The following is a 12,543-nucleotide window of genomic DNA, read 5'->3' on the forward strand; positions in this document are numbered from 1 at the left end:
AGCAGATAATCAAAAAATTTATTTACTCTTTTGGGGGATGTATAGTTCCTAAAGGTGGAATATGGAAGAACCATTGTTAGAGCGGCGCGATGCCAGCAAAGCTGGCTTGTCCCTTCGGACTCGCAAGTTAGACCAGGCAGCTCACGCAGCTTGGCTCTACTACATTGCGGGAAACACACAGGAAGAGATTGCCGCAAAGCTGAACGTGTCTCGGCAGGCGGCACAACGTTTGGTGGCACTAGCAGTGAGTGAAAAACTGATCAAATTTCGGCTCGATCATCCCCTAAGTGAGTGTATTGCTCTAGCTGAATCGCTCAGAGACAAATTTGAACTATCGCTTTGTGAAGTAGTTCCAAGTGATGCGGGGAGTGGTGATAGCTTCAACGGAATTGGCGTATGTGCTGCTACTCACTTAGAGACATACCTTCTTGCTAAAACTCCAACAATCCTGGCATTTTCTACTGGTCGGACTTTGCGATCAATGGTGGAGCAAATCCCATCTATGAACCAACCTCAGCATAAGATTGTCTCAATAGTTGGGAATATGTCTCAATATGGGCGTGCGGGTCGTTATGAAGTGGTGATGCATTTGTCTGATCGCGTTGGCTCTCAAGTATATCCAGTTCCAACTCCGGTGGTAGCAACCAGCATTGAAGAACGAGAACTCTTGCAGACTCAGCGATCGTTTATCACCGTCAAAACCCTTGCAGAGCAAGCCAAAGCGACCTTTGTGGGTATTAGCCAAATTGGCTGGAATGCACCGTTACACCAAAACGGGTTCATTAATGACGATGAAGTGACCCAATTAATTGAACTGGGCGCAGTTGGAGAAATTGCCGGATGGGCATACGATCGCCAAGGTGTCTTGATTCAAGGTGCAACTAATAGCCGAGTTGCTGGTGTCCCGCTCGAACAAACTGCTCAACGACTGATTATCGGCATTGCAGGAGGTGTGAAAAAAGTAGAGTCAATTTTGGCGGCTATACATGGCAAGTTGATTACGGGGCTGATCACCGACGAAGTTGTCGCCCAAGCTATTCTTGACAAAATCTGATTTTTCAGGCATTGCCGATCAAAAATAGGACTTATGCATTGGCAGTAAGCTTCTAGTATGCGATTAACCCCATTTTGTGTTTGAGGTGTTCCGAACGCAGTGCTGGCTGACTTCAGCTTTAAGCTGCAAGCCACGTAAGATTGCTGTTCAAAACTAACAGCAGTCATCTACAGGGTGTAGGAGAATGAGAAACGTCCCGTTATCTCTAATGTATTCTGCAAGAGTCGGCTCAATCAGGTCAGCATAAGCTAGTACTGCTTTTTGGAGGATATCTCCGTTTCTTGGTAGGTTGTTGCAAGAAATGGTGGTGATGGGGGTCATTTTGCGATCGCGTCGTCGGCGTAGCGCCTCTACTATAAAGCCAATCGCAGTTGTTGGAGTAGAAGGCTTTTGCAGATCCTGCGCGATGTCTTCATTCGCTGTATCCAGATTAAAACTTTTGTCTAGATGGTAGCCTCCTTGAAGTGTGTTCTAGGGTAATTGTTGGCTGGGCTAGTGAAGGCGAGGGTTTAGCTTGAATACAGCTTAAGTATGCGCTTTTGGGGACTTTTGCACAAGATTTTCTATGAGACGTAAACAATTGCAGCACAAGGATTTTATAGATTATTTAAAAACTTCTTTGACTCAGGTGCATAAAAAATAAAAGTTGTCGTAATTTATGTTGGTTCACTCAAAACAAAATTTTGATTTCTTTGTGAACCTTTAATTATCTAACCATTAGTCAAATGGTAGGAGAAAGATTATGAAAGAAGAGCTTGCTAACATTGCTATCTCTGATTTACCTCTTCAATTAGAAGAGCTTTCTGATGAAGCAGCCTCGGTTATCTCCGGAGGTATGATGAAATCACCTTTGCAAAAAAATAAATCAATTCTGTTGACACCGGATGGCGAAGCCGTTACTGTCAATGTCAATGGATCTCCTGTAACTTCTGTGCTAATTGATTAGTAGTTTCAGAATTTGGTAGAGTGCTTTATAGACATTAGTTCTAACTCACCAACAATCTTAGATGGTGCATTGCTTTGCGCAACGCATCATCTAAATATAGACATTGCACTTAATATCAAAATTTCCTAGACCCAATTACCAATTTGTTTTTGTCATTGCTTAACCTATGGTTAACGCTACCTATTTAATGTCAAATCCCTCTTCAGTAACCAAGCTCTTGACAACAGTTAACAAGGGGTTGTTTAGCTAAATTCTCTAAACCTACCGACTTCAGCAAACTTGTCCAGTCAGCCATAACAGATGCATCTTTTGGCTTTTCCCAGCGAAGTTTTGCCACAACAGTTAAAGCATCGTGCCAAATGCCATTTTCTGCATACAGTGCTACTTGTTGCTGAGGTGTTGCCTGCTTGAGATTCTCTGCAAGGCTGGAATTAGGATTAATCCTTTGCACCCATCCCTCAACATATTGTAATTCTGCTGGTTGTTGGTTGTTGCAATTGACTTTCACTTTTAAGAACCAGTGATACATTTTGCCTACTTGCAAAGGTGCAGTGGTTTCTGGCAAACGAACACTGACAATTCCGGGATTCGATGGGGGATTTACTGCTGCTCGGTGTATAGTTTGACTAGGTTTCCCCGACTCATCCTTAACTACAAACTCCATAGCTGCGATCGCTGATTTGTGATACGGAACGAAAAACCAAAACGTAGAATGTACAGCAGTCGTTAAACCCCAAACTTTAGTAACAGCAATTGTTTCTTTTGGCTCTTGGTTTATAGTCTGCTGATAAATGGGAACTAGTGCCATGAGAGACTCATTACCACTACCACATCCACGGCTAGCTGCTCCTCCGCGATCGCCTGCGGCTCCTCGGTCAGGTGGTGGCGGTGGTGGGATAAACTTGATTGAGGAACTGTTTAAAGCAACTGGCAATGCCCAAAGTGCTGGACAATAGATGATGCTGCTCAAGAAAGTCATACTCAATGCAGCAGTTAATGGGATTTTTTGCCAATAGTTTTTCATTTGTCAAGAGTCAAGGATTAATAGTTAAAAATATTTCTTAATTTTGTATTGCTATTATTTTTGCTGAAAGTAGGAGTTTAAAAAAACTACCACAGTAACAGCACCACATCCTAAGGCTAGCGCTGCTGGAACTAGTGGAATCCAACCGCCAAATAAAATTAAAATTATTAGGCAACTACCATACAAAATAACGAATGCAATTGTCGCTGTCAGAATTAGGTAATCTACTCTTTTGATATACCAAGCAAGCAAACAGCCAAAAAAAGACCACAACCAAATCCAAATCACCTCACTCCATATTGACCAACTCCACAGTAGAGGTCGCCCATCAAGAGCTGCACTGAGCAGTTGACTGAGCATTTGTGCTTGTAGAATAACTCCTGGGATCTCTTGCGCGTTTCCTTGGTAGATATAAGGAGTTGGCCAATAGTCATGAAAACTTTCTGCTGTTGTGCCGATAAGAACTATTTTGCCTTTCACTGCTGCCGCATTAAATTTACCCGCGATCACATCTTGTAATGTAATTTGCGGTGCGATCGCGTTTGGCGATGTAGAGGAGCGATAATTCAGTAAAATTTGGTGTCCCAAGGCATCAATTCCTTGATAGCCACCAGTGTGTGCTTCTAGAGGTTTAAATTTCAGCTTTCCCAATTGCCACATCCCATCGGGAGTAAATTCCAATGTAATACCCTTGCTGTATAAGTAACGCAGTGCCAGTTGTACGCTTAAGGAATATGATGCCTGACAAGGAGATGCGGGAGGAGGAGTTAAGGCTAGATAGTGGCGACGTACTACACGATCTGCATCTGTGAGTATATTACTAAAGCCCAAACTATCGGCTGAGACTTCTTTTGGTGGCGCGATGCCGGATTTTCCTGTTTGGGGGTCGCTGACTCGACAGACACTCACAAAGCGATCGCTTTGGCTCATCCATTTATGTAACTGTGGATAATCCTTAGCCAAAGTATGTTCGCGGTATATATCCAAACCGATAACTTGTGGTTGATAAATTGCTAATTTTTCTACTAATTGAGCTAGTGACTTGTCTGATAAAGAACCCCGCCGTTCTGATTCTGGTTGTGCCTGCACATCTTCTTCTGTAACAGTTACTAGCAGTAAGCGCGAATCTGGTTTTTCTTGGGGACGCGATCGCAATAATTGGTCAAAGGCACTTAGCTCTAATGGTTGCAGTACACCCAGATACCGTATCCCCGTCAACAGTCCCGCGATTGCTATGCTGAAGAGCAACAACAGTGAGAAGCTCTGGCGATGGGTGACAGTTCTCACGGGTGTAGGGAGATTAGCGCTGTTGCTCGATAATTCTTGCCAAGTTAACGGTATCTCTGCTGGGTTTTGGCAAATCACAGGTAGCCAACTAGCACAGGGCAGTTGATTTTCTAGTCCCTGTAACCTTTCCCGTGCCTGCCTCACAGCCAAATACAAAGGTTCTCCTTGGGCGAAGGCTGCCAAAAAGTACTTCAAAAACTGCTGTGCCACGCGATCGGGTACAGGTTCTCGCATGACAATGATTTGGGGAATATGCAAATCTGCAAACTCCCAAGCCAATCCCAAGCCATCGCAGGAATTAAAAATCGCTAATTGCAGACCTCGTTCCACTGCCTTTCTCAAGCCGTATTTTAACTGACCAATTGTTAAACTCTCAGTTTGATTGATGTAGATTTTTCCTGTGACATTGGTTTCCACTGTAGAACTGTGTCCGGCAAAAAATAAAATCTGCCAATGCTGCTCCCATAGTCGATCGGTCAGGTCTTGGGATTGCGGTTCTACTAAAAAGGTGATGTCTGCATTGGGTAACAACTCCAGTAATTTCCTATCTGCTTGGGTATCTATTCCTTGGCTATTACCTAAAATTGCTAAAATTTTGACGCGATCGCTGGTGCTGGCTACTCGGTTTACCTGTTCGTAGGCAGGCGCACTCAAAGCTATTTCTGTATGAGGATAACGTTCTAGTAAATCCCAAAGATGCCAGGGAAGTTTTTGCAAACGTAGGTCTTTGGTTTGTAAAAGTACGCGAATTTTATCCGCAGACATGAGCTTTTCCAGCCATTTCTCGCGGATAGGACGAAAACCATCACAGGCGAGCCAGGTATTAAAACTTACCTTCAATTTTTCCGTTACTTGCTGACAATCTTCTAGGCTAGGGGCTTGAATGAGTTGCTTTGGTAAACCAATGGGGCGAGATGGCAACTTTAAATTACGATAAGTTGATTGCCAGCGATGGTAGTCACGAGGAATTTCCGGGTTGGGAGGAAGTTCACCTGTAATTTCCACAACTGGACGGGCATTTTCGTCGCCAATTTGGAGGGTTACAGGAAATCCCTGCTCAAAGCTGCCTTCTCCTATTTTTAAGATGACCAACTTACCCACAGCTAATTCTCCACAAATGGCGATCGCTATCTATCCCTACATGATTTTTCTGTTATTTTCTACGATTGCTTTTAGCTTTTATGCAAATGCTCATCAATTATTGACTACAGGACATGGCAGAGGGGCTGGAATAATTAGTTTGTGGAGTTTGAGCCACAAGCATCACATCACCGCGATCGCTTTTTATCCATCCTTGCGCTTCTACAATTGGTTGAGGTGATGGTGTCAATTGCTCTGTCACCTTATCTGTTGCTGGCAAATTAACCCAATCTGTAATTACAGCACTTCCCCGCAATGGTTCATTGGGACTCAAGGGTAATCCACCGCGCCCGGTGGCGATAAAGCGACCAACTTTTTGTCCTCTAGGAGTACAGCTAGAGGCAATTTGTTGAGTAGCATCAACTAAATTAGCAGGTAGCTGCAATAAACCGCGAGCAGGGTCTACATCAGGTGTGTTGATAGTTACAAAACCTTGAACTCCAAATTCCGAACTGGCGGTAATCTCGCTCAGTTGAGTAGGTTGCGATCGCGGCACAATACCGAAAATACCTTTAGTCGTAATGTTCACTCTACCACCTTTACCTGTGAACGCATCGGCTTTGATATCGCTATTTTCTTGAGGAACTGCCACAATAAATGGACTGTTAATAGTGATGTTGCCACCATCACCAGCAAACTGACGATTACCTGCTGTAGTAGAAATTTGACTGCCATTACGGAGTAATAGTAACTTTTGCAAGTTCAGAAGAATATTGCCACCATTCCCAGTTCTAGTTTCCGCAGTGATTTTACCTTTATTGCCTAAATTGATAGAGTTAGCTGTAAGTTGCAAATCGCCTGCACCTGTGGAACCTAGGCTGCTAACACTTACTACTGCGCCATCTTGAATATCTAAATATTTGGTATTAATGTTGATGTTTCCTCCTTGGGTAGTGGAGGTGGAAACTGTACCCGCAAATAAACCGCTAGCGTCTGCATCTTCGGGATTAATAAAAGTCCGTCCGCTAAACTGCGAACCCAGGGTAGCAACGATTTGTCCGTTATTTTGACTTCTGCGATTTAGCCGTTCAAGAAAACTAGATTCCTTACCAGCTAGAGTAACGCGATCGCTGACATTGAGGCTAATATTTCCGGCATTTCCGCCACCCCCAGTTGTACTGATAATGCGACCGCCATCAATTGCTTCAAAAGTTTTGGCATTAACAATGATGTTACCTCCATTACCATTAGCTTCTGCGGCTGCTTCTAAATTTCCCGAAGCTGAGAGGTACAAGGTATTAGTATTAATTAAGATGTCGCCTGCCTTTCCTTGGGAACCTGTTGATGTCGCTATTTGACTAGAGTATCCAGTAATAGAATCAAAACCAGAAATACTTACCCTATCAACCGTATTAATCTCAATATTTCCCGAATCACCTTGCCCAATAGTGCCTACAGCTACAGTAGCTCCATTAGTCACAGCTAAAGATTGTGCTTTTATCTTAATGTTGCCACCATTGCCTTTGGCCACAATCTCTGGTGTTGCTAAAACGGAACTGTATATCCCGCTAGTAGCCATAACACCCCTATTTAGCCCTACCCCATCAAAGGAAACTTGACCGCCAGCTTCAATGGTTACATCTCCTGCATTTCCTTGTCCCAGCGTAGGAGTAAACAGGAAAGAACCACCACTGGCAGCAACAGAGTCAGCAGTTTTGATGTGAATATTCCCAGCATTTCCTTGACCACGGGTATAACTCCTCAAAAGAGAACCATTGGATAAGGAAAGTTTCTGCGCCTGGATATTAATGTCACCTGCATTTCCTACGCCTGATTGTTGTACAACGCTTGATATCGAACTATTGAACAAAGAAACCAAATTGCTGGCTCGGATATCTACTCTACCAGCATTTCCCAGCCCCTCAGTGACAGAAGATATCGTCCCATTTTGACTAATTTCTAGGGAGCCTGCGTTAATAGATATATCTCCTGCATCTCCTGTTGCTGTTTGTGATACCTGAGTGGCGATGAGGCTGGGGGAACTACTGGAGTCAGTACCGACAATTCTCAGTTTATCTGTGGCATTAATCTGAATATTTCCAGATTTGAGAGATAGGGACGCCGTAATTAGTTTACTTCCTCCTAAAATATCTAAATTCTTAGCGTTGATAGCGATACTATCACCACTCTCCGCAGTGACAATAACTGTAGCTCCATTAGTCAAGGCTACATCTGAGCGTTGCCCATCTACTGGGTAACTTACACGCCAGTTGCTACCGTCTACATTCAGCCCTAGGCTACCTGCTGCACTTAAACCGCCTAACTCAATTCGACCCCCAACAGTCTGCAAGCTACCACCATCTACTTTGACGTCACGGCCTAAAAGCGCCAAGGTTCTCCCTGACTGGACTTTCAGACCCAAAACTGATTGATTAATAATGCTGCCTGCATTTGTGCCATATTGAAGACCAATCGGGACATTGATAGCTAGTAACGGCGGTGCTTGAGAATTTTTGGCGCTAAATTCTAAACCATTGTCAAAAATCAAACTACTCCCGGTACTGGCTACAAACGAACCCGCCACATCTAGCCGTGCATTTTTCCCAAATACAATGCCATTGGGGTTGAGCAGAAATAAATTGGCTGCACCATCTACTCCCAAAGTACCAAGTATATTGGAGACTTTACCCCCCGTGACTCTGGCGAGAATATTATTAATACCTGTGGGATTGTTAAAATAAACTCGTTGAATTTCTCCAACATTAAATTCTTGGAAACTGTGAAATAGATTAGCACCCCGAATTACTCCACCATCAATGCGATCTGCGGGAAGACCTTGAATATTAACATTGGGTGTTATCGTTGAAGGGCGTTCGTTTAATGTCTCATCAGGGATAATCTGAGCATTTACATAGTTTTCATTACAGAATATTGCGGGGGCAAACACTCCAGCAACGCTGAAAACGCTGACTAATAATGAGTGCCAACTTCTATCATCAGAGGTTGCCATCTGAACATTGACCTCACTGGTTTATTTGTTTTACATCTAACAGTTTTGTAATAACTAATGAAATTGATCTATCAATACACTTGTTTAGTATTAATTTAATTTCAATAGATATTGTGGCTCTATTAGAGTTAATTTTTTTGAACTTACAGTTAGCTTTATATAAAAAACTACAGAGAAATAACTTGGCAAACAGTATCCTTGAAGCAGGCAAAAAGCAGATCAATTACATAGAGTCCTAGAATAATTCATATTTGGAGATTGACCTACAAGAATCACATCACCGCGATCGCTTTTTATCCATCCTTGCGCTTCTGTAATCGGTTGAGGTGATGGTGTCAATTGCTCTGTTACTCTATCTGTTGCTGCTGGTATTACCCAATCTGTAATTACAGCACTTCCCCGCAATGGTTCATTGGGACTCAAGGGTAATCCACCGCGCCCAGTGGCGATAAAGTGACCAACTTTTTGTCGTCTAGGAGTACAGCTAGAGACAATTTGTTGACTAGCATCAACTAAATTAGTAGGTAGCTGCAATAAACCGCGAGCAGGGTCTACATCAGGTGTGTTGATAGTGACAAAACCTTGAACTCCAGATTCCGAACTGGCGGTAATGTCGCTCAGTTGCGTAGGTTGCGATCGCGGTTCGATGCCAAAGATACCCTGTGTAGTTATATTTACTCTACCACCGTTGCCTTTAGAGGCGTTTGCAGAAATGTTACTGTTTTCGCTTGGAACTGCGACAATCAACGGACTATTGATAGTAATGTTACCGCCATCACCTGTACCAATAGCTTTGTCGATTCCAGCATTAGTGGAGATTTGACTGCCATTACGTAGTAATAATAAGTCTTGCAGGTTTAGCGTAATATTACCGCCAGTGTTGCTGCTGGTTTCGGCGGAGATGCTGCCATTATTTAGGGTAAGGAAGCCTGCTGCTAGTTGAATATTGCCACTAACGCCTTCTCCCTGACTATCGACAGCGATTTGCGCTCCATCAAAAATTGTTAAAATTCTGGGGTCGATAATGATATTGCCACCGTTACCAGTAGAACCGGGTTCTGTGTTAGCAAATAAGCCAGTATCTTTACCAGCTAGAGCAATATTATCTGTAACTTTTAAGATAATATCTCCTGCATTCGCACTACCTAAGGTTCTGGCACTCAGCACAGCTTTGTCCAAAATCTGCAATTGCGGCGTGGTAACACTAATATTTCCACCTTGACCGCTATCAAGTCCTTCTGTACCTGAAAGTAATCCACTAGCCAATCCTGAGGTGGAGTTGAAGCCAGAAATTTGCACGCCATCTGTAGCTCTCACTTCAATGTTGCCAGCCTTTCCACCTCCCAAAGTCAGGGTTTGCAAAACACCTCCTTCACTGAGATTAAGAAAACGGCTTTGGATATCAATATTGCCACTGTCACCTAGAGCTTGTGGCCCCACACCACTGACAATAGAACCATTACGTACAGTCACATCATTCGTTTCGATAAAAATATTACCGCCATCACCACTGCCAAAGGTTGTCGCTGCAATAACTGCTTGGTCTTGAACAAGCAACTTTCCTGTTTGAATGCTGATTACACCTGCATTTCCTGCATTGCTGTTTTGTCCAGAGGTTTGCGTATACAAGCCAGTGGGAAATTGGACTTGACCAAACTGGCGGGAAAAGGCTAAAGGAGGAATATAGCCACTGAGTTTTACCGCAGGTTGACCTTCCGGGCCGGGGGCTGCAAACAAACCCTGTTGAGTCCACGCAAAGCGAACTATTTGGGGGCTGGAACCACTTAGACTGACAAAATCAGGGGCAATAATCGAAACATTACCACCTTTACCTTCAGTTGGTGTCGAAGTGGATACTTGACTTCCATCACTGAGTGTCACAGAGCTAGCTCGAATCTCAATATCACCGCTTCTACCTGGGCCATTTGTGTTGGTAGAGATAATACTGTTAGCTGAAGAAAAAGCTCCAGTGGTATTAACAGTAATATTGCCTGACCCTGTACCACCGTAGCCAATTAGCGATTTTGTGGTAACGTCTTTTTTGGCTGTGAGGGTAATTGCACCTCCTCTTCCAGAAGTACCCTGGAGATTAAGTAAGGGAGATGTGGAGGAGAAAGCGAATACATCACCAGTTGTAATGCTGCCATTGAGAGCAGTAAGATTAACTTCCCCTGCATTACCAGAATCGCCTGTGTAGGCAACAAGTGAATGGGAGGATAAACCGCCAGTTTTAATATCTCCTTGAGCAGAGATGAGGTTAATTGCACCGCCATTGCTAGAGTTGCCTTCAGCGCTGAATGAACTGGAGTCAATGTTGTCTTTAACTTCGATATTACCAGCAGCAGTCAGATTGACTGTACCACCATCTCTAGCATTGCCAAAGCTGACCTCTGCTCTGCTCAGTATGGAGAACGTGCCTGACACTTTAATACTGCCATTAGGCGCAGCTAGCGTGAGTGCTCCCCCATTGCCAACATTGCCCCATCGGGCACTAGTGTAAGAGCTTAGATCACCTATATCAATGTTACCGTTGGATGTAGTAATGGTAACTGCTCCGCCACTACCAGTAATGGCATCACTTTTGCTAGTGCGAAAATCGGTATCTGTGCCATTGTTGTTATCGTTGTGCACACTCGAGTCAATGCCACTCATGACCTTAATACCATTAGGGGCATTAAGTTTTACAGATCCACCATCCCCAACATTACCAGTATGGAGAATGCCAAAGGGATTACCAAAAATTATCCCAGATCCAGTGTAAATATCGCCTGTAATCTCAATGCGATCGCTTGCATTTAACGTGACTGCTCCGCCATTACCAATCCTAGCATTGCGTACAACTATTCTCGGGTTGGGAAAAGTACCATCAGCAGAAGCATTCAGCTTGCCTTTAATGTTAATACTGCCACCAGTGGCGGTGAGGGAAATTGCCCCTGCATTGCCTGTAGTGCTACTGTTAGTCACCGCAGAGGAATCTAGATTGCCTGTAATGTCAATAAATTTACCAGCATTCAACGCGATATCTCCACCATCTGCGGCTTGAGAAGCTTGGTTAATGCCGTTACTAGAAGAGGAACTAGCTAAATCTCCGATAACATTAATACTACCTTTGGGGGCATTGAGGGTAATTGCTCCACCATTACCTGCTTTGCCAGATGCGAGCGCAGACTGAGAATTGAGATTACCTATGATGTTAATATTACCGTTGGCAGTATTTAGTGTAATAGTACCTGCATTACCTAGATTGGAAAGAGCATAAATATCATGGGTAGTTATGTTGTTATTGGCTAGGAGTGTAATGCTACCGCCATTACCATTTTCTACAAAAGGATTGAATTTGTCGTTGAAGGTGATGTCGCCACGAGAATCAATAATAGCAGTACCACCTTTGAGGTAATTTTCGGTAGAAATATCAATATTTCCAATTTGAATGTTGCCACTAGCAGAGTTAGGAAGATATTGATTACTTATGAAAACAAGTCCCTCTGTCTCACCTGATGTATAAACTGCACCAATTTGAATATCTGCCTTGTTAGAACTACTACTAATAGATGGTGCTGGATTAAAACCTATCCCTGAACCTGTAACTCCCGACGGACCACTAACAACCGTCGTTCCGGCACGAATATCTAATGTTGGCTTGTCACTACTATCAATTACAATGTTTGTTTTACCATCTGATAATGTTACATTCTCTCGTATAAAATCAGTATTATCCCTACTGCTCGCGTATATCGTACCAGGAATATTTACACTTCCACCAGCTAAGATATGCAGCGAGGCTCCTTCATATTCTGCAAAACTAACATCACCACTAGCGCGAATAATTGGATCGTAGGGACTAAATAAATTTCCTAAACTACTATCTAATTTCTCAATACGAAAATTACCACCACTCCAGAAATGAGCATCACCTCCCACTGCAATCGCACTTCGTAACACCATATCCCCACCAGAGAACAAACCACTGCTGCGATGATTCAAGGCCAAAATATCTATACTTTCATTACCTTGAACTAACAGCTTATTCCTAGCCACCGCAATGAAGGGATTGTTAACACTATCGCGAATTTTAATAGTATCAGCTTGGTAAGGATTCAGGTCTAATATTGTGGAAGCAAAGAAGGACAAGACAGACTATT

6 protein-coding genes and 1 pseudogene are annotated in these 12,543 nt (G+C 43.3%); 2 read left to right on the forward strand and 5 right to left on the reverse strand.

Going from position 1 to position 12,543, the window contains the following annotated elements:
- Positions 1 to 61: 61 nt before the first annotated feature.
- On the forward strand, positions 62 to 1,054 hold the full coding sequence (locus tag BV375_RS30410; RefSeq protein WP_086767458.1) for a sugar-binding transcriptional regulator: 993 nt from the start codon (positions 62 to 64) through the stop codon (positions 1,052 to 1,054).
- Between the two features lie 153 nt (positions 1,055 to 1,207).
- On the opposite strand, the pseudogene BV375_RS38920 reads toward BV375_RS30410, so the two are convergent.
- Positions 1,208 to 1,501: pseudogene (locus BV375_RS38920) on the reverse strand (hypothetical protein); the annotation flags it as partial.
- Positions 1,502 to 1,796: 295 nt separating this feature from the next.
- On the opposite strand from BV375_RS38920, the gene BV375_RS30420 reads away from it, so the two are divergent.
- Positions 1,797 to 2,000, forward strand: a complete 204-nt coding sequence (locus tag BV375_RS30420) for a hypothetical protein (RefSeq protein WP_086767460.1) — start codon at positions 1,797 to 1,799, stop codon at positions 1,998 to 2,000.
- 202 nt (positions 2,001 to 2,202) lie between these two features.
- Here the strand turns inward: BV375_RS30420 and BV375_RS30425 are convergent, their stop codons facing one another.
- The 4 genes from BV375_RS30425 to BV375_RS30440 form a co-directional block, all read right to left on the reverse strand.
- On the reverse strand, positions 2,203 to 3,024 hold the full coding sequence (locus tag BV375_RS30425; protein ID WP_086767462.1) for a DUF928 domain-containing protein: 822 nt from the start codon (positions 3,022 to 3,024) through the stop codon (positions 2,203 to 2,205).
- Between the two features lie 54 nt (positions 3,025 to 3,078).
- Entirely contained in the window at positions 3,079 to 5,412 is a 2,334-nt protein-coding gene (locus tag BV375_RS30430; protein ID WP_086767464.1) for a CHASE2 domain-containing protein, read from the reverse strand.
- Positions 5,413 to 5,509: 97 nt separating this feature from the next.
- Positions 5,510 to 8,401, reverse strand: coding sequence for an S-layer family protein (locus BV375_RS30435; protein WP_086767466.1), 2,892 nt, complete (start codon positions 8,399 to 8,401; stop codon positions 5,510 to 5,512).
- A gap of 219 nt (positions 8,402 to 8,620) precedes the next feature.
- Positions 8,621 to 12,439 carry an S-layer family protein gene (locus BV375_RS30440; protein WP_166507567.1) on the reverse strand — a complete coding sequence of 1,273 codons (3,819 nt, stop codon included), beginning with the start codon at positions 12,437 to 12,439 and terminating at the stop codon, positions 8,621 to 8,623.
- Between the last annotated feature and the right edge of the window lie 104 nt (positions 12,440 to 12,543).

The sequence above is a fragment of the Nostoc sp. 106C genome (assembly GCF_002154725.1).
In the GTDB taxonomy this organism is placed as follows: Bacteria; Cyanobacteriota; Cyanobacteriia; order Cyanobacteriales; family Nostocaceae; genus Aulosira.

Coding starts and splice junctions, on each gene's coding strand:
- BV375_RS30410 (WP_086767458.1), top strand. CDS start 62: ATGGAAGAACCATTGTTAGAGCGGCGCGATGCCAGCAAAGCTGGCTTG.
- BV375_RS30420 (WP_086767460.1), top strand. CDS start 1,797: ATGAAAGAAGAGCTTGCTAACATTGCTATCTCTGATTTACCTCTTCAA.
- BV375_RS30425 (WP_086767462.1), bottom strand. CDS start 3,024: ATGAAAAACTATTGGCAAAAAATCCCATTAACTGCTGCATTGAGTATG.
- BV375_RS30435 (WP_086767466.1), bottom strand. CDS start 8,401: ATGGCAACCTCTGATGATAGAAGTTGGCACTCATTATTAGTCAGCGTT.